Source organism: Duncaniella sp. B8, from assembly GCF_005304985.1.
In the GTDB taxonomy this organism is placed as follows: Bacteria; Bacteroidota; Bacteroidia; order Bacteroidales; family Muribaculaceae; genus Duncaniella; species Duncaniella muris.
Genome location: NZ_CP040121.1, coordinates 2,314,321 through 2,340,269 on the forward strand (window position 1 = coordinate 2,314,321; position 25,949 = coordinate 2,340,269).

The 25,949-nt window shown below is 52.3% G+C and carries 20 protein-coding genes and 1 pseudogene; 9 read left to right on the forward strand and 12 right to left on the reverse strand.

All coding sequences use genetic code 11. The annotated features are described in order from the left end of the window. Window positions 1-4 precede the first annotated feature (4 nt). Together FDZ78_RS09875 and FDZ78_RS09880 are read right to left on the reverse strand one after the other, a co-directional pair. Window positions 5-721, reverse strand: coding sequence for a biopolymer transporter ExbD (locus FDZ78_RS09875; protein ID WP_107032727.1), 717 nt, complete (start codon window positions 719-721; stop codon window positions 5-7). Between the two features lie 74 nt (window positions 722-795). Continuing rightward, window positions 796-1,620: a MotA/TolQ/ExbB proton channel family protein gene (locus FDZ78_RS09880; RefSeq protein WP_107032728.1), complete on the reverse strand. Its 825-nt coding sequence runs from the start codon at window positions 1,618-1,620 to the stop codon at window positions 796-798. A 360-nt stretch (window positions 1,621-1,980) separates the two neighbouring features. Here FDZ78_RS09880 and FDZ78_RS09885 point away from each other — a divergent pair, with 360 nt between their 5' ends. Genes FDZ78_RS09885 through nqrF form a run of 6 tightly spaced genes read left to right on the forward strand, consistent with a single transcriptional unit; the run spans window position 1,981 to window position 7,951 of the window. Then, window positions 1,981-3,324, forward strand: coding sequence for a Na(+)-translocating NADH-quinone reductase subunit A (locus FDZ78_RS09885; protein ID WP_136408488.1), 1,344 nt, complete (start codon window positions 1,981-1,983; stop codon window positions 3,322-3,324). A gap of 29 nt (window positions 3,325-3,353) precedes the next feature. Further along, on the forward strand, window positions 3,354-4,562 hold the full coding sequence (locus tag FDZ78_RS09890; protein ID WP_123399328.1) for an NADH:ubiquinone reductase (Na(+)-transporting) subunit B: 1,209 nt from the start codon (window positions 3,354-3,356) through the stop codon (window positions 4,560-4,562). Window positions 4,563-4,607: 45 nt separating this feature from the next. After that, entirely contained in the window at window positions 4,608-5,324 is a 717-nt protein-coding gene (gene nqrC, locus FDZ78_RS09895; protein WP_107032731.1) for an NADH:ubiquinone reductase (Na(+)-transporting) subunit C, read from the forward strand. Between the two features lie 32 nt (window positions 5,325-5,356). Beyond that, window positions 5,357-5,983: an NADH:ubiquinone reductase (Na(+)-transporting) subunit D gene (locus tag FDZ78_RS09900; protein ID WP_107032732.1), complete on the forward strand. Its 627-nt coding sequence runs from the start codon at window positions 5,357-5,359 to the stop codon at window positions 5,981-5,983. A 49-nt stretch (window positions 5,984-6,032) separates the two neighbouring features. After that, window positions 6,033-6,650: an NADH:ubiquinone reductase (Na(+)-transporting) subunit E gene (gene nqrE, locus FDZ78_RS09905; protein WP_107032733.1), complete on the forward strand. Its 618-nt coding sequence runs from the start codon at window positions 6,033-6,035 to the stop codon at window positions 6,648-6,650. A gap of 35 nt (window positions 6,651-6,685) precedes the next feature. Beyond that, complete coding sequence (gene nqrF, locus FDZ78_RS09910; RefSeq protein WP_107032734.1) at window positions 6,686-7,951, forward strand: NADH:ubiquinone reductase (Na(+)-transporting) subunit F; 1,266 nt, start codon at window positions 6,686-6,688, stop codon at window positions 7,949-7,951. A 119-nt stretch (window positions 7,952-8,070) separates the two neighbouring features. Here nqrF and FDZ78_RS09915 read toward each other — a convergent pair whose 3' ends face one another. Next, complete coding sequence (locus tag FDZ78_RS09915; RefSeq protein ID WP_136408489.1) at window positions 8,071-8,655, reverse strand: nitroreductase family protein; 585 nt, start codon at window positions 8,653-8,655, stop codon at window positions 8,071-8,073. Between the two features lie 68 nt (window positions 8,656-8,723). Here FDZ78_RS09915 and FDZ78_RS09920 point away from each other — a divergent pair, with 68 nt between their 5' ends. Next, entirely contained in the window at window positions 8,724-10,004 is a 1,281-nt protein-coding gene (locus FDZ78_RS09920; protein ID WP_107032736.1) for an O-acetylhomoserine aminocarboxypropyltransferase/cysteine synthase family protein, read from the forward strand. Between the two features lie 106 nt (window positions 10,005-10,110). Here the strand turns inward: FDZ78_RS09920 and FDZ78_RS09925 are convergent, their stop codons facing one another. The 8 genes from FDZ78_RS09925 to FDZ78_RS09960 form a co-directional block, all read right to left on the reverse strand. Then, entirely contained in the window at window positions 10,111-11,541 is a 1,431-nt protein-coding gene (locus FDZ78_RS09925) for a sialate O-acetylesterase (RefSeq protein WP_136408490.1), read from the reverse strand. A gap of 5 nt (window positions 11,542-11,546) precedes the next feature. Further along, window positions 11,547-13,130 (reverse strand): glycoside hydrolase family 43 protein, encoded by a 1,584-nt coding sequence (locus FDZ78_RS09930; RefSeq protein WP_124075570.1) that lies wholly within the window; start codon window positions 13,128-13,130, stop codon window positions 11,547-11,549. Between the two features lie 219 nt (window positions 13,131-13,349). Next, on the reverse strand, window positions 13,350-15,731 hold the full coding sequence (locus FDZ78_RS09935; RefSeq protein ID WP_136408491.1) for a TIM-barrel domain-containing protein: 2,382 nt from the start codon (window positions 15,729-15,731) through the stop codon (window positions 13,350-13,352). A gap of 204 nt (window positions 15,732-15,935) precedes the next feature. After that, complete coding sequence (locus FDZ78_RS09940) at window positions 15,936-17,534, reverse strand: xylulokinase (RefSeq protein WP_107032740.1); 1,599 nt, start codon at window positions 17,532-17,534, stop codon at window positions 15,936-15,938. Between the two features lies 1 nt (window position 17,535). After that, window positions 17,536-19,065, reverse strand: coding sequence for an L-arabinose isomerase (gene araA / locus FDZ78_RS09945; protein ID WP_124075572.1), 1,530 nt, complete (start codon window positions 19,063-19,065; stop codon window positions 17,536-17,538). Between the two features lie 68 nt (window positions 19,066-19,133). Then, window positions 19,134-19,829, reverse strand: a complete 696-nt coding sequence (locus tag FDZ78_RS09950) for an L-ribulose-5-phosphate 4-epimerase (RefSeq protein WP_123399346.1) — start codon at window positions 19,827-19,829, stop codon at window positions 19,134-19,136. Window positions 19,830-19,891: 62 nt separating this feature from the next. Continuing rightward, complete coding sequence (locus tag FDZ78_RS09955; protein ID WP_124075573.1) at window positions 19,892-21,580, reverse strand: sodium:solute symporter; 1,689 nt, start codon at window positions 21,578-21,580, stop codon at window positions 19,892-19,894. A gap of 109 nt (window positions 21,581-21,689) precedes the next feature. Further along, window positions 21,690-22,847: an aldose epimerase family protein gene (locus tag FDZ78_RS09960; RefSeq protein WP_107032744.1), complete on the reverse strand. Its 1,158-nt coding sequence runs from the start codon at window positions 22,845-22,847 to the stop codon at window positions 21,690-21,692. Window positions 22,848-23,200: 353 nt separating this feature from the next. Here FDZ78_RS09960 and FDZ78_RS09965 point away from each other — a divergent pair. Continuing rightward, window positions 23,201-23,464, forward strand: a pseudogene (locus FDZ78_RS09965) (ABC transporter permease); the annotation flags it as partial. Between the two features lie 195 nt (window positions 23,465-23,659). Then, window positions 23,660-24,490 (forward strand): 4Fe-4S binding protein, encoded by an 831-nt coding sequence (locus FDZ78_RS09970; protein WP_123400410.1) that lies wholly within the window; start codon window positions 23,660-23,662, stop codon window positions 24,488-24,490. 31 nt (window positions 24,491-24,521) lie between these two features. Here FDZ78_RS09970 and FDZ78_RS09975 read toward each other — a convergent pair whose 3' ends face one another. Further along, window positions 24,522-25,883, reverse strand: a complete 1,362-nt coding sequence (locus tag FDZ78_RS09975; RefSeq protein WP_124075574.1) for an MATE family efflux transporter — start codon at window positions 25,881-25,883, stop codon at window positions 24,522-24,524. Between the last annotated feature and the right edge of the window lie 66 nt (window positions 25,884-25,949).

A 25,949-nucleotide genomic window follows, 5' to 3' on the forward strand; every position in this document is an offset into this window, starting at 1 on the left:
ATGATTAGTCTTGCTCAGTTTTTAACGCAGTCTGGATGCTGAAGCGGTTCATCTTGAGGGTCTGCAGGTTGTCGAGCACATCGTGAACAATGTCATAAGAGGTGTCTTTATCGGCCTTGACGGCGATACCTTCACCTTTTTTCATGGCTTTCACGAGGTTTTCGTTGCCTGAGTTGTAGATGGCGCGCATCCATATCTGGAACTCATTGAGGTGTTCCATGTCCTTGTTGTCATTGATAGGAATTCCGACACCTTTCTGAGTCATGTCAGTGATGAATTTGTCCTGATCAGTCTGAGACATTGAAAGGAACTGGGGGAGTACCTGGAAAGGAACACCGAACATATTGATTTTAGAGAATGCTTCGCGCTGTGCCACACTGAGCTGCACCTGATTGCTGGGGTGCTGCTTGTTGTAGAGCGTTACTGCTTCATCAAGAATCGTCTTGCGGAGAGCCTCAGATCCCCATGTGTCTTTGGTTTCGGCGTCAGCGTCACCGGCAATGGAGATGAAGATTTTCCCCTCAGGGCTCACGAGTATCGACGCCAGGTTGGCGGTCGGTACCTTCTGCTCTGATACAGAGGAGGGGGTCAGCACTGTGACCGGCTCCTTCTGAAGGAAGGTAGATGTCAACATGAAGAAAGTAAGCAAGAGCACAGTCACGTCACTCATCGCGGTCATGTCGATGAGGGTGCTTTTTCTCTTCATTTTTACTTTTCCCATATTACGATTATCTAATTGTTATAGGTTAATTTGAATTGGATTAAACCTTGGTTAGTTGAATCTGTAATTAGGGATTAGTGTGTAGCTGTGAATGTCTGCACGATAGAGTAACCGATCTCGTCGATAGCGTAGGTCAGGTTGTCGATCTTGTTGGTGTAGAAGTTGTAAGAGATTACAGCGAATGCACCGGTTGCGATACCGAAGGCGGTGTTGATAAGTGCCTCAGAGATACCGGTTGAAAGTTCGGTTGAGTCAGGAGCACCGGATGCTGCGAGAGCCTGGAATGATTTGATCATACCCATCACAGTACCGAGAAGACCGACGAGAGTACCGAGGGTGGTGAGGGTAGCGACGATCGGGAGGTTCTGCTGAAGAGCGGGCATTTCAAGAGCGGTAGCTTCTTCTACAGTCTTCTGAAGGTTGGCGATCTTCTGTTCTTTGGTGAGGATGGTGTTCTTGTCCATTTCTTCGTAGCTTACGAGAGCTGCGGCAACAACAGCGGCAACTGAACCCTTCTGGTTCTTGCAGAGGTTCTTGGCACCCTGGATGTCATTGGCGGCGAGGCATTTCTTAACGCCGGCAACGAACTTCTGGATAGAGCCTTTGCCCTTTGCAGAAGAGATGGCGATCCAACGTTCAACAGAGAGAACGATTACAGTGAGGAAGAGGGTCTGGAGGATAGGCACGATGAAACCGCCCTTATAGATGGTGCCCCAGAGGTCGATGGGGTGGCCTTCTTCAAAGTGAGATTCGTGACCGAACCAGAAGATGAAAAGACATACTGCTACTACGAAGCAGGCGAGAATAACCAGGAAGGCATTCTTGATTCCGGCTACGTTGCTGCCGGAGTTGTTCTTGGCATTGGCCTTTGCGGGCTGGGTGGGCTTTTGAGCTTCCATAATTTGTAATTACTAAAATTTTAAGTTTATTGGTTTATTGGTTATTAGTTTTGATGATTGAATAGGTTCAGAGATAGTAGAGGCTATATCGGACCTTGGTTATGGCTTCGAATTTAAGGCTCTGTCAATGGTGTTTTGTAAACGATATTGCAAAATTATAAGGAAATTTCGGTGTTTGCAAACGTTTTGCTTCTTTTTTTCAGTGCGGTGCGCTTAAAATGTAAAGGAAAGTTGAGCCGGGATTTCGCTTTTTAATTATTTGTGATTATTTTACTTAAACATGATTAAGAAATATCCAAATCTATTTACTATCTTTGTGCCTTACAATTTCTAATAAAGGTATAATTTATATTTCTAAGGATGAGAAGGACTGTCAGCCTAACTAAAGGCTTAAACCTTAATCTTGAAGGTGGCTTGACCTCTAAGGAGTCCGTCGGAAAGGCCTGTGTGGGCCGTGTGGCCGTAGTGCCTGACGATTTTCCGGGATTTGTGCCTAAACTTGACGTCAAGGAAGGCGATATGGTCAGCATCGGTTCGCCTCTGCTTCACGACAAAAATGATCCGTCGGTCAGACTTGTGGCTCCTGCCGCAGGTGTGGTCGAGGCTGTCGTGCGTGGAGCGCGCCGTAAGATCGAACGAGTGGTAATTGCCGTGGATGCGGCAGAGTGTCAGGCCGAGACCTGCAAGCCTTTTGCAGGCGCCGATGCCGCTACCGTGCGCCGGGCTCTTGCCAAAAGCGGCCTGTGGGCCATGATGCGTCAGCGCCCGTTTGATGTTGTGCCTCATTCGGCAGTGAAGCCGAGGGCGATAATGGTGACCGCAATGGACACTGCTCCGCTGGCTCTTTCGCTTGAAGAGTCGGTCAAAGGAAAGACGGCCGAGCTGAAGGCCGGTATTGACGTGCTGCGGACTCTCTGCAGCGGCCCTATATATATAGGTGTGGAAAAAGGATCTTCGCTGCCTGATTCCGATGGGGTGGAGATGGTGGAATTTCCGCGTCTGCATCCGGCCGGAAATGCCGGAGTCCAGATTGCCAACATTGATCCGGTCAACAAGGGCGAGGTCGTGCTGACTCTCGACATCGTGACGCTTGTCCGGATCGGGTCGCTTGCATTGACCGGCAAGCCTGACTGGACTGTAGAAGTGGCTGTGACCGGAAGCGAGGTTGAGCATCCGCAGGTGGTGACAGCAGTTGCCGGCGCAGAGATGACTGCTCTTGTCGGTGGCAATGTCAAGGATGACGGACGGCATCACCGTGTGATTTCCGGAAATGTGCTGACCGGTGTGCCGGTAGGCGAGGACGGTTTCCTGCGTTATCCCTACCGTCAGGTTACGGTTATTCCCGAAGGTGATGATGCCGACGAGTTCATGGGCTGGGCTTCGATGAGCCCGTCGAAGATGAGTGTAAGCCCGTCGTTCATCGGCCGTTTCCTCAGGCGTAAATTTTCGCCCGACGCACGTCTCAACGGCGGACGCCGCGCCATGATCATGTCAGGAGAATATGACAAGGTATTCCCTATGGATATCCTTCCGGAATATCTGGTCAAAGCTATTCTCGCGAAAGATATTGACCGCATGGAGGCTCTGGGCATCTATGAGGTGGCTCCGGAAGATTTCGCTCTTGCCGAATATGTCGATCCGTCGAAGCTGGAACTTCAGAAAATTGTCCGCGAGGGTCTTGACTATCTCCGAAACGAAGTCTGACGATTGTTTTTAGATTCAACATTTCAACAATGAAAGCGCTAAGAAATTATCTTAACAGGATCAAACCGAATTTCGAGCCTGATGGAAAGCTGCATGCTTTCCGCAGTGTGTTCGACGGGTTTGAGACCTTTCTTTACACCCCGAACTCTACATCCACATCGGGAGTCAATATCCATGACAGCCTTGACTCCAAGCGAGTGATGATCATAGTGGTGCTCGCACTGATGCCCTGCCTGCTTTTCGGCATGTATAACACCGGCTATCAGAACTGGCTGGCAGCCGGCGCGGCATCGTTTCCGTTCTGGCAGATCATGGCCTATGGATTCCTTGCAGTGCTCCCGCGCATTGTGGTGGCCTACGCAGTAGGTCTCGGCATTGAATTCGTGGTTGCCCAATGGCGTCGCGAGGAGATCCAGGAAGGCTTCCTTGTAACCGGCATCCTTATCCCGCTGATATGCCCGATAGAGACTCCGCTGTGGATGCTTGCCGTGGCCACGGCCTTCTCGGTTATCTTTGTCAAGGAGGTGTTTGGCGGCACAGGCTATAATATATTCAATGTGGCCCTCGTGACCCGCGCCGTCCTCTTCTTCGGCTATCCGGCCCAGATGAGCGGCGACAAAGTGTTCGTGTCGACCAACTCTATCTGCGGTCTTGGCTATGACCTGCCAGATGCTTTTTCTGGAGCCACTCCTCTGGGACAGATCGCCTCGTTCAGCGGCGGCGACCTTGAGCTGCTCAACCTTCAGGGCAATGTGATCAGCACCTGGGATGCTTTTCTCGGTCTGATCCCCGGATCATTCGGCGAGACATCCACGCTGGCCATTCTTATCGGAGCTGTCATATTGCTTGCCACCGGCATCGCCTCCTGGCGTATCATGCTGAGCGTGGTGGCCGGCGGGTTGCTGATGGGATGGATTGCAAACGTATTCGCCACCCCGACTTATCCGGCTTCGTTCCTTTCGCCTGCCGACCAGCTTCTGTTCGGCGGTTTCGCCTTTGCGGCTGTCTTCATGGCCACAGATCCGGTGACCGCGGCCAGAACAAATGCCGGCAAGTATTTCTACGGACTCCTTGTGGGCGTGATGGCCATAATCATCCGTACCTACAACAACGGTTATCCCGAAGGCGCCATGTTGGCAGTGCTTCTTGCCAATGCTCTTGCGCCTCTGATTGACCATTGTGTGGTTCAGCTCAATGTGGCCCGTCGCATGCGCCGTCTGCGCCAGAGCGCCGAATGAGGCTCTGAAATTTTGCATTAACGTTCACTTCATCCATTAACAGCAATGAACAAGCAAAGCAATACATACACCATTATATATATAATAGTACTTGTCATCGTCGTCGGGACGGCACTGGCGGCCACAGCGCTCGCACTGCGCCCGCGTCAGCAGGAGAATGTCAACGCCGATAAAATGGCGCAGATTCTTGCGGCAGCCATGATCACGCCTGAAAAAGACAGGATTGTGGCCGACTTTGACCGTTATATCACATCGCAGTTTGTGGTCAACGAGCGCGGCGAGACTCTTGACAATGTCAAGGCTTTCGATGTTGATGTGGCCACGCAGGCAAAACTTGCCCCTGACCGCAGAGAACTCCCGGTCTATGTCTGCACCGTCTCCGAAGGAGTACAGAAATACATTCTTCCGGTCTACGGCGCCGGCCTCTGGGGCCCGATCTGGGGTTATGTGGCCTTCGATTCCGACGGCTCAACAATCTATGGCGCCTATTTTGCCCATCAGGGAGAGACTCCGGGACTTGGAGCTGAAATCGAGAAACCGGCTTTCAGCAGCCAGTTCGCAGGCAAACAGGTGTTCAAAGACGGCCGTTTCCGCCCTATCGCCGTAGTCAAGGCCGGCCAGGCTCCGCTTGACGGTGAAGACTATGTCGACGGAATTTCCGGTGGCACGATCACTTCAAAAGGAGTCGGATCAATGCTCGACAACTGTCTGACCCCCTATAAGAAATTTCTTCAGAACCTTTCGCAGCAGACAGTCAGATGAGATCTGCCGCGATGAAAAAACTTCTATAAGTCATGGCTGACAAAATCAAAGCAAAAGAGGTGCTTTTCAACCCTCTGTCAAAAAATAATCCCGTGGTGGTGCAGATCCTCGGTATCTGCTCTGTCCTTGCGGTCACTGCCAAACTTGAACCGTCAATCGTCATGGGAGTGTCGGTGATCGCCGTTCTGGCATTCGCCAACGTCATCATCTCGCTTCTTCGCAACACCATTCCGACAAACATCCGTATCATCGTGCAGCTCGTAGTGGTTGCCGGACTCGTGGTCATAGTCGATCAGGTGTTGAAAGCCTACGCCTATGATGCCTCCAAACAACTCTCGGTATTCATCGGACTCATCATCACCAACTGTATCCTTATGGGGCGTCTCGAAGCCTTCGCGATGGCCAACAAGCCCTGGCCTTCGTTTCTCGACGGTGTCGGCAACGGCATCGGCTATGCCGTCATCCTCGTCATAGTAGGTTTCTTCCGCGAACTCTTGGGCAGCGGAACTCTTCTGGGCTATCAGGTGATACCGCAGAGCTTCTACAATGCCGGATATGTCAACAACGGTCTGATGATCCTTCCCCCGATGGCTCTGATCCTCGTAGCCTGCATCATCTGGGTGCAGCGTTCCTACAACAAGGATCTCCAGGAGGATTGATCTCCGAGTGTTCGCTAAAAATAGTGTTTACAGTTTAAAACTATCAGAGTTGGAAAATTTAAATATCTTCATACGGTCGATATTCATCGACAATATGATTTTCGCCTATTTCCTCGGCATGTGTTCATTCATTGCCGTTTCGAAGAACGTAAAGACGGCTTTCGGACTTGGCGTGGCCGTGACTTTCATGCTTGTGGTCACTCTGCCGGTCAACTATCTTCTGCAGACCTATGTGCTTAGTGCCGGAGCGCTCTCATGGCTCGGTCCGGAATATGCCGACGTGGATCTAAGCTTCCTTTCGCTCATAATGTTCATCGCCGTCATAGCCTCGATGACACAGCTTGTCGAAATGACGGTAGAGAAATACAGCCCCGCGCTTTACTCGTCGCTCGGCATCTTCCTACCCCTTATCGCAGTGAACTGTGCCATTCTCGGCGGCTCGCTCTTCATGCAGCAGCGTGATTTCCCCTCGGTCTGGACCGCAGTCTGTGCAGGTGGCGGCTGGGGGCTCGGCTGGCTGCTGGCTATCACTGCCATCGCTGCCATACGCGAGCGTCTTGCCACATACTCTAACATTCCGAAACCACTGCGCGGAGTTGGCATCACTTTCATCCTCACCGCACTGATGGGCATAGCCTTCATGAGCTTCCTCGGAATCAAGATCTGATTTACTAACCCTTGTTATTACTGAATTTCACAGATATGCTGACAATACTCTCAGGCGTTTGCATCTTTCTGATCATCACACTTTTTCTTGTGATGATTCTGCTGCTCGCCAAGAAATATCTTGTCCATTCGGGCAAAGTAAAGATCACGATTAACAATGATACCGTTGTGGAAGCCGACTCAGGCAAAGCTCTGCTCTCAACACTCGCTGACGAAAACATCTTCCTCCCCTCGGCCTGTGGCGGAAAAGGAAGTTGCGGACAGTGCAAATGTCAGGTCTTTTCAGGTGGCGGTGACATACTTCCTACTGAAAAGGTGCACTTCTCACGCAAACAGCAGCAGGACCATTGGCGCCTCGGTTGCCAGGTAAAGGTGAAGGAAGATTGCTCTATCGGCATTCCGGCCTCTGCGCTTGACGTCAAGGAATGGGAATGCGAGGTGATCTCAAACCGCAATGTGGCCACCTTCATCAAGGAGTTCATTGTGGCTCTTCCTGAAGGCGCCCACATGGATTTCATCCCCGGTTCATATGCCCAGATAAAGATTCCTACCTTCGATATGGACTATGACAAAGACATTGACAAGGATTCGATCGGTGCCGAATATCTTCCCGCATGGGAAAAATTCGGACTTTTCGGACTGAAATGCCGCAACACGGAGACAACTGTCCGCGCCTATTCGATGGCCAACTATCCGGAAGAAGGCGACCGCATCATGCTGACAGTCCGCATCGCCACTCCACCTTTCAAGCCGAAACCCCAGGTGGGATTCCAGGATGTGATGCCGGGTATCGCTTCGAGCTACATCTTTACCCTCAAGCCCGGTGACAAGGTGCGCATGAGCGGTCCTTACGGCGATTTCCACCCGATTGTCGATTCAAAGGCCGAGATGATGTGGATAGGCGGCGGCGCAGGTATGGCCCCGCTTCGCGCACAGATCATGTGGCTCACCAAGACGCTCCAGACCCGCGACCGCGTGATGAACTATTTCTACGGAGCCCGTGCGCTCAACGAGGTGTTCTATCTCGACGATTTCATGCAGCTTGAAAAGGACTTCCCCAACTTCAAGTTCCATCTCGCTCTTGACCGCCCAGATCCGGCAGCTGATGCCGCAGGAGTGAAATACACCGCCGGATTTGTTCATCAGGTGATCTATGAGACATATCTCAAGGACCATCCAGATCCGGAAGATATCGAATACTATATGTGTGGCCCCGGCCCGATGAGCGCCGCCGTCAACAAGATGCTCGATGATCTTGGCGTTGATCCCGAATCTGTCCACTATGACAACTTCGGAGGCTGACCGCTGAAGATCTCAGGCACTGAAAATACAAGGCCATCGGCAGTATCCATGTCAGGATTCAGCCGATGGCCTTGCATTTTGTGGCGGTCTTGTGAGACGGCGCTGCCGCAGGGTTTGTTTCAGCTGATGATAAGTTCTTCCAAAGGCCGTTTGGGCACGATGTGGACATCTGCGTCATCACGGAAGTAGCGGATGTCTGCCTGGCTTGTACCGTCAGTGGATATGATTTCGACTTTTTCAGCCGGATAGCCTAAAGCAAGCACATATAAAGGCTTGTATCGTTCAGGTATCGCGAGCGATCGTACCACCTCGGCTGCATTGAACGCTTTTATTATGCAACCGTTGATTCCGAGGGCAGAGGCTCCGAGTGTCAGGGCTTCAAGATGAAGCCCGTCGTCACACAGGCAGTTGCCTGCCAGTTCCGTGTCGAGGCATTGCACAAGATAGGCCGTCGGGCGTTCCTCCTCTGACGGACCGGCCCAGTCAGTCAGATAGCCGGCCCATTTCAGAGCCGGAAACAGACACTCCTCAGGTGTGCTGACAAGGCGATAGCGCAGAGGCTGCATGTTGCGGGCCGATGCGCAGTAGCGGGTCAGTTCGACCAATTGCTTCAGAATTTCTGCGCCGACAGACTTTGAACCGTCGAAACGGCGCACGGAGCGGTTGCTTTTCAGAAGATCTCTGAGATTGTCAAAAGTTATCATGGACAAAAGCCGGTTACGGAGTTGCTAAAATTTTATTACCTTTGCAAAAATACTTAATAATAACAATAATGTCAAATAAACTTAACAGCGGTACTATTTGTGTGCAGGGCGGTTGGAAGCCTGAAAACGGGCAGCCCCGTGTCTTGCCGATCATTCAGAGCACAACCTTCAAATATTCAAGTTCCGAACAGATGGCCAGGCTTTTCGACCTTGAGGAAAGCGGTTATTTCTATACACGTCTTGCCAACCCCACAAATGATGCCGTAGCGGCTAAGATTGCGGAACTTGAGGGCGGTGTGGCTGCGATACTGACATCTTCAGGCCAGGCCGCAAACTTCTATGCCGTGTTCAACATCTGTCAGAGCGGCGATCATTTCGTCTGCTCATCGGCAATATATGGAGGCACATTCAACCTTTTTGCCGTGACAATGAAGAAAATGGGCATTGACTGCACTTTCATCAGCCCGAATTCTACGGAAGAGGAAATCGCTGCGGCTTTCCGGCCCAACACAAAGCTGCTTTTCGGCGAGACTATCTCCAATCCGAGCAATGATGTGCTTGACATTGAGAAATTTGCCAAAGTGGCCCATGCCAACGGTGTGCCGCTGATTGTCGACAATACATTCGCCACGCCCATCAACTGCCGCCCGTTTGAGTGGGGCGCGGACATCGTGACACATTCCACTTCTAAATATATGGACGGCCATGCCACAAGCGTAGGCGGAGCCATAGTGGACAGCGGTAACTTTGACTGGGATGCCTATGCCGATAAATTTCCGGGCCTGACCACTCCTGACGAATCATATCACGGACTCACATACACCAAGGCTTTCGGGAAGGGTGCGTTTATCACCAAGGCAACAGCTCAGCTGATGCGTGACCTCGGATCAATTCCTTCGCCCCACAATTCGTTTCTGCTCAACATCGGTCTTGAAACCCTGCATCTTCGTGTGCCCCGTCATTGCGAGAACGCACAGAAGGTGGCCGAATGGCTTGAAAAGCACCCGAAAGTCAGCTGGGTGAACTATGCCGGACTGCCGGGCAACAAGTATTATGAACTCGCCCGGAAGCAGATGCCGCAGGGCACTTGCGGTGTGATCTCGTTCGGACTTAAGGGTTCGCGCGAAGATGCGATAGAGTTCATGGACAAACTCCGGTTTATCGCTATAGTGACCCATGTGGCTGATGCCAGGACCTGTGTCCTGCATCCTGCAAGCCATACCCACCGCCAGCTGACCGACGAGCAGCTGAGAGAAGCCGGCGTAGCTCCGGATCTCGTGCGACTGTCGGTAGGCATCGAGGATATCGACGACATTCTTAATGATCTCGATCAGGCGCTCGCAGACTAACAGGATATAGCAAAGGCCGTAACACATACAAGCTTCATAAAGCGTGTGTTACGGCCTTGTTTTTTAGGATCTGTCCGGCAGATGCAGGAGGGTGGGGCGGCGGAGCTTACTCCCAGTCATCGGTCCGGAACGGAATCAGGGGCAGATAGTTGCCGGCATGTAGATTGCCCGGCATGAAATCGCGCCAGCCGTAGCGGACAGCCACCGGTTGCGGCACCTCTTTGCTTGAAACCACCATTTCGTTTGTCTGCCAGTGGAGCCACACGGAATCGGCCGGGTGGAAGACTTTGTCAGCACCTGCAACCTCAAAGCCCTGTATGTCATAGTTGCGGCAGATGCCGTCACAAGGAGAGTCTATAGCAACCCATGCGGCTCCGTCTTTGAATTTGTGGCTTTTATAGCGTGGACTTTCTACCGGGAACTGCTTTTTGCCGTAAGTCTTGTTAAGCACAAGGTCACAAAGACGCTTGCCTACAGCCGCTTTGTCGGCCGGATGGATGTTGAAACGTTCATAAGGCTTTACGAGATCGTTCGTGCAGATGATTCCGCTGTTCGGAATCCGCTCCACGGCTTTCCGCTGAGCCTCGCGCAGCAGAGGCGCTTTGCCTTGCTCAGAAGGGTCGCCGTATTCATACGGTGCGATCTCAACACTGTAAAACGGAATGTCACCGATGGCTATCCGGTCTCTCCAGTGTTTCACCATAGCCTCAAGCCGTTCGGCATAGGTCTGCCAGGTGGATACGTTGGAGCAACCCTGATACCACAGGATACCTTTATAGGTGTAGTTGCTGATGGGTACAAACATAGCGTTATACATCAGCATCGGGCGCAGGTAGTGGACCATCGGTTCGATGTCTTTCGGATCAAGCGACACATCCTTGTATGTCTCAAGCAGCTCTCTGGGAGTCCAGCTTTCAACTTTGGCACCGCCATAAGCCGCACTGACAATGCCCACAGGCACACCAAGCACATCGCTCATGCGCTTGGCCAGATGCCATGCGAGGGCGCTGAACTCAGCAGCGGTTTCAGGTGTGGGAATAGCCCATGAAGCATTGACAGTGTCAACCGGAGTATAGCTCTGTGTCAGGGGCACGGTGAAAAATCTGACTTTGTCGGCCTGCCGGCGTGAAGACGCAATCTCATCATATCCGCCTTCGGTGCAGCAGCCGGGAAATCCTTTCAGCGGCATCTGCATGTTGGACTGTCCGGAAGCCAGCCAGACTTCACCGACGAGCACGTTGCCGACCGTTATCGGCTCGCCGTCAGAAATCGTGATGGTGTGCTTGTCGAAACTGCCGCCGGGGGTGTCAATGGCCAGGCACCACTGGCCGGTGCGGTCAGTGGTGGTTGAGTAGGGCTTGTTGTTCCATGACGGAGTCACGGTCACAGTCGATCCCGGATCGGCGCTGCCGAATATGCGTGCGCTGGCATTCTGCTGAAGCACCATGTTGTCACTGATCATAGCCGAAGGCCTGACCTTTGCCGAGGCTCCTCCTGCAGTCAGCGCAAGAGCGAGGGCTATTAAAAAAGTTCTCATTTATTCTATTCTGATTTAGGAATGTAGTCGAAATAGTCAAAAATTCCGTCTCCGTGATTATCAGGCGAGACGGCATATAGCCCGATGAATGTGCCGGTGAATCCTCCGGCGGTTTCGGTTGAGAGATAGCGGGTGTTCATCTTCCCGAGCTCCTGAAAGCTCTTGCCTTCGTCAGTTGATGCGGAGAAACTGTAGACAGTCGGGCTTGCGGTAACTCGCAGTATCGCCTTTTTGCAGTCATGCGGGAGTGAGAGTTCCTTTTCGATATGGGTCAGTTCGTTAAGCCGGTATCTGAGCGCGACCGTTTTGCTCCCGTCGGTTTTCTGAGTGACGAACATGTCATAGTGCGACGGCTCGGAGGCGAATACCGTCAGGCCGGCTTCGCTCCCGGCCGATGGATTCTCAAGGCTGACAGCTGTAGTTGCCGTGAAATTGATATGCTCCTGACGGCGTAACAGCATTGTCGGTGATTCGGTCGTGCTATCCGGTCCGGCGGAGGTGCCTTTGAGTTTCAGACTGCCTTTGCCATAGCTGTAGTTGCCGGTCACCGGATTTCTGAGCCACACCCATTCGTGGCCGAGAGTCTTGCTGTCGAAATTGTCGCGCTGCTTTTTGGGAGGGAGCGGTCTGAGCGGCAATGTCGGCACATCCATGTCAAGGCTGATGATTCCGTTGCCGTTGACCACAGGCCAGGCGTTTTCGTCCCATCGTACCGGAGCAAGATAAGTCTCGCGTCCGAGAAGATGGTGCGCGCCGTTCTGCTGGCGGAATCCGAGACATACCAGCCACCATGATCCGTCAGGAGCCTGGACGAAATCGGCATGTCCGGTTCCCTGGATGGGGTTGGCCTGTCCAGCCCGGTTGAAATGAGTGAGTATCGGATTTGCCGGATTGGCTGTGTAAGGCCCGGCTATGTCACGGCTGCGGGCTATGGTCACACTGTGGCCCGGTTCAGTGCCTCCTTCGGCTATCAACAGATAATACCAGCCGTCTTTTTTGTAAATGTGCGGTGCTTCGGGATATCGACCGCCTGTTCCGTCCCATATGTGCCGGCTTTCACTCAGTTGCTCTCCGCTGAGCGGGTTGATCTCACACAGCCATATGCCGTTGTCAGGATTGCTGACCATGTAGCATCGGCCGTCCTCGAAATATAGCGATGGATCAATGCCTCCCTGCCTGAGCCACACCGGATCACTCCAGCCTTTTGCCGGATCGGTGGTGTGCACGAGAAAATTTCCTTTGTCCGAGACATTGGTGGTGATCATATAGAACCGTCCGTTGTCATATCTGATAGTCGGGGCATAGATACCGCCCCAGACAGAGGCGCCTTTGAGATTCAGCTGACTTTCGCGGTCAAGCACATGGCCTGTCTGCTGCCAGTTGACAAGGTCTTTGCTGTGATAGAGGGGCACTCCCGGAAAATAGCAGAATGACGAGTTCACAAGATAAAAATCATCACCGACTGCCACTACTGAAGGGTCGGGATGAAAACCCGGTATCACCGGATTGCGATAGCCATCGGCCCTGGAGCCGAACGGCAGCAGAAGAGAAGCCGACAGTGTCAGCGAGAAGAGTATGCACTGTTTCATGTCTATGATAGGTTATTGACTTTTGGTACATTAGCGGCATAATGCCGATGCAATCGCGAAGTTACGAAAAAAAAGTGATTTTATCGCATCTCGGAGGCATTGAGTTTTGGGCACACGTCAGCACGAGAAGATTGCATGATGTAATCCGTAAAAAAAAGGCCCATGAACTGTGGCGCTTGGCCATTGGTCATGGACTTTTTTTGTGGGGGGGGAGACTGTTTAGCGGATATGTATTGCCAGAGGTTTGTCAACGTTCCATTTGATTTTGAATGTCAGCATGGATTCGCTGCGGTCAAATTTCCATGCTCCGCGTTTCAGCTTGTGTCCGTCAACGCTGACTGATGAAGGGTCGCCGTCAACAAGGTGAATCCGGAATGTCAGATCTTTGACTTTCGGCGCTCCCGGATATGTGCCTTGAGACGAGATGTCAAGATTTATCCCTTCAATGGAGGCTTCGCCGGTGAAATTTATGAGAGAATAAGCACCTTCATCGAGTGAGCCGGGCGATTTGCGGTCATCTTCAAACAGAGTGTATTCCGATTTGCCGAGATACGGATAGTAGTTTATCGTATAACGGTCGGTTCGGTAGTCTTCAGTCGACTGCATGCCATAGTCGGCCTGCGGGATGATGGCACCTGCGCGGACAAAGAGTGGGAGCACTTCAAGTGGCGCGGGATAGGTGACGGTATCTCCGCCGTTGTAAAGTCTGCCTGGATTGTTGTAGTCGACCCAGAGGCCATCGGGGAAGACAATGCTGCGCCGGGTTGCGCCCTGGGTCATGACCGGAGCCACGAGGATGTCGCATCCCCAGAGATATTCATCTGTGATGTCATCGAATCTGTCAGATCCGGAACTATAGAAATTGAGCGGGCGCACAAGGGGCAGACCCTGCGAGGCATTTTCGTAGGCCAGAGTGTAGTTGTATGGCAGCCATCTGTAGCGTTCCTTGATCAGGGGCAGGATTATGTGCTGTTGGTCCGGATAATTGTAAGGTTCTGCCGTAGCCTGGGCATGAGTGCGGAGGATGGGAGAGAAGGTGCCGAGCTGGAGCCACCGCACATACAGTTCGGGATCATAGGGTGCATCCGGGTCGATTGCAAAACCGCCCACATCGTGGCTCATGTAGCCCAGGCCGCTGAGCCCGGAGTTGAGCATGATGGTGATCTGCGGCTGCAGTCCGCCCCAGGAGCGGGATACATCAGTTGACCAGGGGTAGACGCTGTAGCGCTGCAGGCCTGTAGTGCCTCCGCGCATCATGGTCATGAGCCTGCGGTCTGGAAACTCCGAGGCAAACAGGTCAGATATGACTGATGACCAGTCGTTGCCGTAGAGATTATGGTATTCACGGGCGCTGAGTCCGTTGGCGTGTATGCCGGTTTCAGGGTGCACTTCGGGTTCGCCGAGATCGCCCCACCAGCCTCCGACACCTTCAAGGGTAAGAGCCTTGTAGCGCTCGCTCAGCCACGACCTGGTGTCAGGATTAGAGACATCAAACATGCCGCCTTCGCCGACCCAGATTTTGACTTCCTGCGGGCCTCCGGTCGAATCCTTGACCAGGAGGCCTTTCGATGCAAGCTCATTGTAGTTTTCAAGACCGCGTCCGTTGCGGAGAATGTAGGGCTGGGATATGATGACCGTGTTTACACCGTGCTCTTTGAGATCGGAAAGCATTTTCTTATGGTCGGGCCACTGCTGCTGATCCCAGGCCAGACGCCCCATGTCTTCCTCTTTGCCGTACCAGTAGAGGTCGAGCACGATTCCGTCAAGCGGATAACCGGCCCGTTTGAGAGTGTCAACCACACCGAGAGTCTCCTGCTGGGTGTGATAGCCGTATTTTGAAGTTATGTATCCGAGGGCCCAGAACGGGGGCAGTTTCTGCCGGCCGGTAAGCGCTGACAGTTCTCGTGTCACTGAAGCGAGTGATCCGGCGCCGTTGATGAAATAATATGAAATTGGTGACCGTGATTCGCTTGTGTAGACAATCGGATTGGACATGATCATGCTGGCGGCTGCAAAGTCATCGAATACAACTGCATAGCCGTTTGACGAGAGAAACAGCGGCATTGTGATGTTCATCTGACGGATGCGTTCTTCGCCTGCGGTGTAGCCGTAGTTCTGTTTGTTGTACATCACAAGAGTGTCACCCGCAAGGTTGAAACTGTAGCCGCGTTCGCCTGCGCCGTAGAATGAACCTTCGCCTACGGTCGACAGTTCGAGCCGCCTCTGTCCGCCGGCGAGTGTGCGCAGACCGTTGTCACTGACTGATCGTTTCGGGCCGGCGCTGATGTCAACAGAGCCGGTCAGGCTGTCTACCCGGACAACTATTCCGCCGCCGGTTGTCATCACGCAGATGCCCGGAGCCGTGCTTGATGATACAGTCCCGCATTGGCCGTTCAATACCGAAGTGGCGGTTTCCGGCAAAGTTTCTCCGGCATTCCAGTTACTTACTTTGATGATGTTGTCGCTTACGGCGCTTACTCTGACGTGCTGTCCGCCGGGTGTCTGAACGCTGATTTCTTTGGACTGTGCGATGGCGCAGTGTGGAATCACGCCGGCAAGCACAAGCGTGGCAATGGCCGTGATCTGACCTTTGAATTGCATATACTGATGTGTTTTAGACTGATGATAAAATTTTACGCATCACAAATTTACAACAAATCATCAGAAAAAATCAAATGCTGATTCTTAAATTTTCTTTCTCGGAATGGTTTCCGTGTTTTTGGTGAAAAAGCAGAAGGACGGACAGCTGTTGAAAGCTTTCCGTCCTTCTTATGGGATAGTTTTGACAGTTCTTGTGGAGCCGGATTATCGTTTGGCTTCGCAGGCCGCATGTTCAATGGCCAGACCTTGTCTGTATGTTTCGATGTAGCGGTTGAAGCCTTCGACATCGGCCGGATCAGGGGCGATTTCAGAGCCCGCATCACCGAGAAACACCCGGTCGTTGAGGAAGCCTGCAAGCGACAGCCCTTTGTCATTGTTGACAAGATACGATGCAAGAAGCGCTATGCCCCATGCGCCGCCTTCGCCGGCAGTCTCCATTACGGAGATCGGAGAATTGAGTGCCGCTGCGAGTATTCTCTGGCCTACGCCTTTGGTCTTGAACAGACCGCCGTGGCCGGTGATACGGTCTACTTCTACTTTCTCTTCGTTAAAAAGGATGTCATTTCCGATTTTAAGCACAGCCACGGATGCGTAGAGGTTTGCGCGCATGAAATTGGCGAGGTTGAATCTGTCGGCGGCTGAACGGACGAAAAGCGGGCGTCCTTCGGTCAGGCCGGTCACAGGTTCGCCGGAATAGTAGTTGTAGGAAAGCAGTCCGCCGCAGTCGGGGTCTCCGCTAAGGGCATTCTCATAGAGTTTGCCGAACACCTCGTTCATGTCAACGGGCACTCCGAGCAGTTGCTGGTATTCTTTGAAAAGGCTGACCCAGGCATTTAGATCGGATGTGCAGTTGTTGCAGTGGACCATCGCGACGAGGCTTCCGTCAGGTGTGGTCACCATGTCGATCATCTCATAGGGCTTGGAGAGATCTTTCTCAAGAACGATCATTGAGAATGACGAGGTTCCGGCAGACACGTTGCCGGTGCGCTGCAACACGGCGTTGGTTGCTACCATGCCGGTTCCCGCATCGCCTTCCGGCGGGCAGAATGGTGCGCCCGGCTGCAGATGGCCCGACACGTCAAGCCTTCTGGCGCCTTCAGGCGTGAGCTTTCCGGCATCCTGTCCGGCCGAAAGCACTTCAGGAAGTATATCGGTCAGAGTCCAGGGGTAGGCCTTGTCTTTGATGAGCGAGTCGAATTTGCCGACCATTTCAGCCGAATAGTTTCCGGTGGAGGGATCTATGGGTATCATGCCTGAGGCATCGCCTACGCCAAGCACTTTCCTGCCGGTCAGTTTCCAGTGGATATAGCCTGCGAGAGTGGTCAGATAGTCGATGTCTTTCACATGTTCCTCTCCGTTGAGTATAGCCTGATATAGGTGAGAGATGCTCCATCTGAGAGGGATGTTGTAGACAAAGAGTTCCGACAGCCGGGCTGCGGCAGGTCCGGTGTTGGTGTTGCGCCAGGTCCGGAAGGGCACGAGTATTTCGCCGTCGGCTCCGAATGGCATATAGCCGTGCATCATGGCGCTGACGCCGATTGCTGCAAGATGTTCGATCTCTATATCGAAATCTTTGCGCACATTTGCGCGCAGGTCGGCATAGGCGTCCTGCAGGCCATACCAGATAGCTTCTGTGCTGTAGGTCCAAAGCCCGTCGGCGAGCTGGTTTTCCCATTCATGACAGCCTTGGGCTATCGGCTTGTTCTCTCCGTCGATCAGTACGGCTTTGATTCGGGTGGATCCCAGTTCGATTCCGAGGATCGCCTTGCCCTGTTCGATTGTTGTTTTCGGATCAAGTTGCATTTTATCTGTTGAGCATGTAATAGACATCGTTGATGCGCATCTCACGCTTGAAATTCTCGATGGTTGTGTCCTTGTCGATGTGAAGCATTTCGATGCCGGCCATTTCGGCATAGTCTGCCCAGTATTCGGGAGTGACACCGTAGGCGAAACATGAGTGGTGGGTGCCTCCGGCGAGAATCCATGCTGCGGCTCCTGTGGCGAAGTCGGGCATCGGTTTCCAGAGAGCCGATGCTACGGGCAGTTTGGGAAGAGGTTTTGATTTCAGACATTCGACATCGTTGACAATCAGGCGGAAGCGGTTGCCCATGTCAATGACAGTGGCTGTGACGCCGGGCCCCGGCTTTGAGGTGAATACCAGACGTGCGGTCAGAGCCTTGCGGATGCCGATGCCGAGGAAATGCACTTCAAGACGAGGCTTACGCTCTGCTATGAGAGGGCAGATTTCAAGCATATGTGCCTGGAGTATAGAGCTTTCATTGCCATCGAAGTTGAGAGTGTAGTCTTCAAGGAAGGAGCACCCGCCGGGTAGACCCTGGTTCATAACCCACAGGGTGCGGTAGAGGGCTGCTGATTTCCAGTCGCCTTCGGCTCCGAAGCCGTAGCCTTCAGCCATCAGTCGCTGTGATGCGAGGCCGGGTATCTGGTCAAAGCCTTCGAAGTGCGGATCATTTATGTCATCAGTGCCGAGATCGTCAAAGTTGGTAGTGAATGCCTTGGCTCCTTTGTCCTGGAGGCAGGCACGGATTGCGAGTTCGGCGCGGGCGGCATTCCAGACCGATTTGTGTTCAGGAGTTGTGGCGTCAGCGATTTTCGGGTCAAAATCATAGGTGGCGAGGTAGGTATCGAAGAGGGCCTTGGTTTCCTCTTCGGTGACTTTCTTGTGATATTCCATCAGTTCGCTGACGGGACAGTAGTCCACGTGGTAACCCAACTGCATTTCGGCGGCAACCTTGTCACCGTCAGTGACAGCCACGTTGTTCATCTGGTCGCCGAAGCGGATGACTCTCATGTCCTGTGCGTCGGCCCATGCCGCGGCCACTCGTGACCAGACGGCTATGCGTTCCTGGATGGCCTTGTCTTTCCAATAGCCTACAACTACTTTGCGGCGGATGTTCAGACGGGCGCAGATGTGGCCGAATTCGCGGTCGCCGTGGGCGCTCTGGTTGAGGTTCATGAAGTCCATGTCCATAGTCTCCCAGGGGATTTCGGCATTGTACTGTGTGTGGAAATGGAGCAGCGGCTTGCGGAGTTGCTGCAGGCCGTGAATCCACATTTTGGCCGGTGAGAATGTGTGCATCCAGGTGATCACACCGACGCAGCGTGAGTCGTTGTTAGCCGCTTTTATAATCTCTTCCACTTCGCGTGAAGAGTTGGCTGTGCCTTTATAGACCACTTTCATCGGTATCACGCCGGAGGCGTTGAGACCATCGACCATTTCTTTTGAGTGTGCGTCGACTTTTACTACTGCGTCGCCGCCGTATAAGAGCTGTGCTCCGGTGATCCACCAGAGTTCGTTGTTTTCAAATGCCATATCAGTTTGTTTTTTTCTGTCTGTGTTATCTGTATTATTTGAATTGCAAGAATTCGTCTTGCAGTTTTTCAATCCTGTTTGCCCTGTCCGTAATATGCACCGGGGCCGTGCTTGCGGTTGTAGTGCTTCTCGATGAGGAGCGGATTCATGGTCAGCGCCGGATTGATGGTGCGGGCTATGAATGCCATTTTGGCGACCTGTTCGAGCACAACTGCGTTATGGACTGCATCGGCCGGATCTTTGCCCCAGGTAAAAGGTCCGTGGTTTTTTACCAGAACTGCCGGTGTGGCCGTCGGGTCGATGTCGGCGAAGCGTCTGACGATGACGTTGCCGGTTTCCAGTTCATAGTCACCTCTGACTTCTTCGGCTGTCATGTCGGCCGTGCAGGGGATGTCTTTGTGGAAATAGTCGGCATGAGTGGTGCCTATGTTGGGTATGTCAAGGCCGGCCTGTGACCAGGCGGTGGCATAGGTGGAGTGAGTGTGGACAACTCCGCCGATAGCCGGAAAAGCCCGGTAGAGAGCGAGATGGGTGGGGGTATCAGAAGATGGGCGCAGCTTGCCTTCTACGATATTTCCTTCAAGGTCAACCACTACCATATCGTCAGCGGTCATTTTGTCATAGTCGAGCCCGCTCGGCTTGATTGCGACGAGCCCTTTTTCACGGTCTATGCCTGAGACATTGCCCCAGGTGTAGATGACGAGTCCTTGCTTTACCAGTTCGAGATTGGCGTGAAAGACTTTTTCTTTAAGTTCCTGTAACATTTATGAGACGAGTATAGTTTAATATAAACAATCATTCGGCTGGTCAGGTTCAGTCCGCCAGATTACCAGAAGTAATAATAGAAAGCGGCTGTGATGCCGAGAATGATGACGGTGTGGATTACATCCCAGTGGTTCCAGCTTGCGCGGGTTGCGGCCCGCTGTTCCGGAGTTGAGGTGCCGAACACAAGTCCGCGTATCTTTTCCTGGTCAGGCGCTTTGGTTAAGAGGCTGACAATTATCACAACCAGGAGGCAGAACACCAGCATCCATCCGCAGAAGAAGAGCCAGTTGGTGTCGTAGAACAGGTATTGGAAGAGGTTGCTGTCGCTGCCGGGCACTACGGTCGCATTGCTGTAATAGACTTTGGCTCCGAGTCGGGTCAGGCCGATGACGAGACCGGCGATAAGTCCCCACATGCCGCCTTGGGCTGACGCGCGTTTCCAGCAGATGCCCATGAGGAATGCTGCTGCGATGCCGGGGGCGAGCACTGACTGCACGTCCTGAAGATAGAGATATAGCACATCGCCTACGGAGCGCATGACCGGTATCCAGAGAATGCCGAGAGCCACGATGACAACTGTGGCGGCCTGGCCGATGCGCACGAGTTTTTTCGGGTCGGTTTTCGGACGGAAGCGCTGATAGAAGTCGATGGTGAACAGAGCGGCTGAGGAGTTGAAGAGAGATGCGAGTGATGACATAAGCGCAGCGAGAATGCCGCATACAATCAGGCCTTTCACACCGGCCGGAAGGAGTTTTGCCACAAGGGTGGGGAAGGCGGCGTCAGAGTTTGGAAGTCCGTTTTCAGTCAGCGGAAGGAAGTCGCCGAGATTCTGATGGAGTGCGAAGGCGATCATGCCGGGAATGAGAAAGAGGAAGACCGGGAGCAGTTTGAGGTAGGCACCGAAGATTGTGCCTCGGCGGGCTTCACGCTCGTTTTTGCCTGAGAGCACGCGCTGCACTATGAACTGGTCGGTACACCAGTACCAGAAACCGATAACCGCTGAGCCGATAAGGGCGCCGAGCCAGGGATATTGCGGATCGCGGTTGTCGCGTATGAGGTTAGTCATGGTGTCACCGTATTGGTTGACTTCCACCGAGGAACAGATTTCCATCATCTTGTCCCATCCGCCGAGTTCCTTAAGGCCGAGCACGAGGATGATCATTGATCCGAGCAGCAGGATCGGAGTCTGGAGCACGGAGGTGTAGAGCACAGATTTCATGCCCCCGAAGATGGTGTAGAGGGCAGTGATCACGACAAGGCCGATGGCAGCGATCCAGAAAAAGTCTATGCCCCATAGAGTGTCGATGCCGAACACTTGCTGGAATACGAGTCCGCCGGCATAAACCGTCACTGCGACTTTAGTCAGCACGTAGCTGATCAGAGAGATCAGCGAGAGAATGGTTCGGGAGGCCGAGTTGTAGCGGCGTTCAAGAAATTCAGGCATCGTTATGACCATAGAGCGGGAATAGAACGGCACGAAGACCCATCCGAGCAGAAGGATCATCCAGCCCTGGATTTCCCAATGGGCCATTGCCATGCCGCTTGATGCTCCTGATCCGGCCAGGCCTATAAGATGTTCCGATCCGATGTTAGAGGCGAAAATCGAAGCGCCGATGGCAATCCAGGTTGCGTCTTTGCCGCCAAGGAAGTAGTCTTCGGCATTGTTTTGTTTCTGCCGCATCACCCATACGATGATGCCGATGAGCGCTACGAAGAATATAGCGATGACAATCCAGTCTAATAGAGCCATGATTTAATTGATGATTTTTTAGTGTCAGATTCTGAGTTATAAGAGATTGTTTTTAAACAACATTTAAATATAGTAATGGTATAAATATAGTAATAGTATATGTGTAAAATTACTTTTCAATTCCGAAACGGAACACGCAATGGCTGCTGTACGTCTCGCCGGGTCTGAGAATCACTGACGGCCATTGAGGTTTGTTCGGGCTGTCGGGGTAGTGCTGTGATTCAAGGCATATGGCAGCCCTTTTGTTGTAGACTTTGCCGTTTTTGCCTTTGACGGAGCCGTCAAGAAAGTTGCCGGAGTAGACTTGAATACCCGGTTCGTCGGTGAACACATCAAGTCTGATACCTGTTGAAGGGGCGTAGAGGCTGGCGGCGATAATGCTGTCGTTGCCGTTTGTGGTCAGTACCCAGTTATGGTCATAGCCCATACCGTTTGAGATCTGTTCGAAGTCTGTTTCATCAATTTTTTCGCCGATGGCACGCGGGGTGGTGAAATCCATCGGAGTGTCTTTGACAGAAGCTATCTCGCCGGTGGTCATGAATGTTGAGTCGACAGGAGTGTAGTCCGCAGCGTTGATGTAGAGCAGATGGTCTGTGATCGCTTTGTCAGGGTCTCCGCTGAGGTTGAAATAGGAGTGGTTGGTCATGTTGATGACAGTCGGGCGGTCGGTGACAGCGCTGTAGGCTATGTCAAGTGCATTGTCAGGGGTGAGAGTGTAGCAGACTGTCGCTTTCACGTTACCTGGAAAATTGTTGTCACCGTCAGGAGAGTCCATTTCGAGCACGAGAGTGCTGTCATTTGCTGCAATGACGTCATATACCTGATATTGCCATCCTGCTGGACCGCCATGCAGGCAGTGGCCGAAGTTGTTCTGAGGCAGTCTGATGCTGTCGCCGTCAATCACCATTCTTCCCTGATTGATGCGGTTGGCGTAGCGGCCTATCGCAGCTCCGAAGTCAGTCTGATTGTTTTCCGGGAGATATGAGGCGATGCTGTCGAATCCCAGCACGACATCTGTCGGGGTTCCGTCTCTGTCAGGCACAGTCAGCGAGACGATGCGTCCTCCGAAATTGGTGATGCAGACTTCCATGCCGGAATTATTTTTCAGGGTATAAAGTCCGGTAGTCTTGCCGTTGACGGTGGTCACGAAGTTGTCAGGGTCAAGTCCGGATTCTGTAAGATCCGATGTTTTTTTGTTTTCTCCACATGATGTCAGAGTCAAGGCTGCACCGGCAACGATGAATGCTGTGAGATATGTAAATTTCATAAGGTTTGGTTTTAGTTTGTAAAATTAGATTTTTTGCAATAACTTTCAAGCGATCGGTTATATGTTTTGCAGCATATTCACGGCGCAATTTTATAAGGTATGTTAAAACGTTCACGGCATGGCAAAAATACGAAAATGGCAGCAGTCCGATGTGTCATTATGGCTCATATTTATGCACAATATGTTTCGGCCACAATGCCACCGCATTGCTCCCCTACTGCGCGAACACATCTGCATGACGCTTGAGCGCCCCGGCGTTAACAAATATTGGTGAACAGGGTCTTAGCCGTGTGGATGTCCGATAAGAGCCGGTTCGTGGATTTTTTTTGCCTGTTGGTTTAATATTTGACGGAGTTGGAGCCCGTGGCATCGACATCCTCTCGCAGTTCCTGATCGAGGCCGTCATCATAAGCGTGACCGGCGGTGTCATAGGCATATTGGTCGGAGTGCTTGCCTCCTGGCTTGTCACGGTCATAGCCCACTGGCCGGTGTATATTCAGATGTATTCGGTCGGACTTTCTTTTGCCGTGTGTACGATCACCGGGGTCTTCTTCGGCTGGTATCCGGCAAAGAAGGCGTCGAATCTCGACCCGATAGAGGCAATACGTTATGAATAATCCATATTGCTCATACTTTCAACAAACACATAATATATAACAAAGAAGATTAGTTTATGAGCAGAAAAGATGTTAAGTGTTTAACAATGCGTCCGCTAAGATGTGAATCCTGGCGGACGTTTTTTCATTGGAAATGTGTATATTTGCAGTCTCGACCCTATCGGTTGCCGGTATCACATAATATTGCTTCTTGAAATGGAATTACACAATATCGTTTTTTCGCCTACAGAAACATCTCTGAAAATAGCCCGTTCGGTTGCGGACGGCATCAGCGGAACGGCTGCGGCAGGCAGTATTCTCCACAATCTTACTCTTGGGCTTCAGCCTGGCAGCATCAGCCTAAGGCGGTCTGATCTGGCCGTAATCGCAGCACCTGTCTATGGCGGCAGGATGGCTCCGATGGCAAAGGAAAGAATGAAACACATTGTTGCAGATTCAACTCCGTGTGTGCTGATCGCAGTTTATGGCAACCGGGCTTTTGAGAACGCGCTTTCAGATATGGCTGAATTTGTTTCCGGTCTTGGCTTTGTGCCGGTTGCGGCCGGAGCCTTTGTCGGGGAGCATTCCTATTCGCGCCCTGACACCCCGATTGCTGTCGGACGTCCGGACCGGGCAGATCTTGATGAAGCATTCGGATTCGGCAAGGCTGTTGGCGAGACTTTGAAAAGCGGAGGTCTGAGGCCGGTGGATGTGGCGGTGCTGCATGACGAACCGTTGCCGGAAGAGTCTTTGGCTAATTTCAGGGCGTTTGTGAAAGTTTACTCCGAAGGACAGAAAGTGAATCCTGTCAGGCTTGTTCCGCTTATAGATCCGATGCTTTGCAGCGGGTGTGGGAAATGTGTCTCTGTATGTCCGGCTGATGCAGTCAGTGATGACTGCCGTTCGTCAGATCCGGCAAAGTGCATAAAATGCTGTGCCTGTGTCAAGGGTTGCCCGTCTGGAGCGCGAAGTCTTTCGTCGCCGTTTGCGCCGGTGCTTTCAGCAAACTTCAGCAGGCGCAAATCCCCGCAGTGGACAGTCGGATAATAGAATAAATTCTTTTGTTTTCCTGTGATTTCTATGAATGAGCTCCAGGCCGGAGTCTGTTGTACAGATAATACGCGGAAATGCACAGGCTTGTCATGATCTCTGAAACAGAAAGAGCCATCCATATGCCATTTATGCCCAATAGCTTCGGAACAAGAATAAAGGACGGAACAAGGAATATGACACCTCTCAGCAGAGCAAAAATTATTGCCGGAAGAGCTTTTTCGATACTTTGGAAGTAGCCTATTGCCGTCAGATTGAATATGAAGAAGACAAATGCAGTAGAATAGACCGGAAATCCGGCGATCGCTATCAAGGCCGCTTCGGAATGGGTGTCAAGAAAGAGGCCGACCATAAGTTCCGGCAGCAGACTGAAAGAAGCGGTGACTGCCCCGCCGCATATCAGGGCGGTGATGATGGCAAGTTTTTCAGTAGATACCACTCTTGAACGCTCTCCGAGTCCGTAGTTATAGCTGATGATCGGTTGTGCTGACTGTGCGATGGCATTACCGATCATGAATGCGAACGGACAGTAGTAGCAGGCAATGCTGAAGGCTCCGACGCCGTCATTGCCTATATAGCGCATGAATCCCAGATTGCCCATCAGCATCAGAACGCCCATAGTAGCTTCGCCAAGTAGTGCTGAAATACCGATCTTGCACTGGTAACCTATGTTGCGGAGAGTCAGCCGCAGGCTGGTCAGGCTGATTTTCAATTTAGCCGGTCTGAGATCGGATGCGAGAAACACAAGATAGACAAGTACCATGACGCCGCCTGTCATGCAGCTGAGAAATGTGGCGAGTGCCGCACCGCGGACTCCCATGTCAAGCGGAAAGATAAACAGATAGTCGAGGATCACATTCAGCAGGCCGGGCAGGACGTTGCACCACATGGCATATTTCGGCGAACCGTCAAGTCTGACAATAAAAAGGCCTATCGCACACCAGATCTGAAACACACACGTGGCAAATATCCAGGGCATATAGTCCAGGACAAGCGGCATAAGCGATTCGGAGCTACCTAAAAGCAGCGCGGTGTGACGGGGAGATGACAGAGTGGCGATAAGAAACAGCCCTGCGAGGACGGTTGCGACAAGGAGGGCCTGGGTGATGTTCAGTCTTGCGGCTTTGATGTTGCCAGCGGCAAGATGGAGTGAGGAAACAACAGACGCTCCTACGCCAAGCATCAGTCCGATGCCCATCATCACCATTGTCGGCGAAATGCAGATGTTGACGGCAGCCAGTGCGTCGCTCCCACATCCGCGTCCTACGAATATACCGTCCGTTGCGGTCACCGCACAAAGTGCGAGCATTCCAAGCAGCGTAGGCACAAGATAGATTCTGAAGAGGGTGGGGATATGTACATTCCCTAGATCAATGGCATCACGTTTCATAAGATAGAAAAAAGGGGTTATGACTAATGTGAACATAAAAATTGCTGAATAAGAATCGAGGTTTTA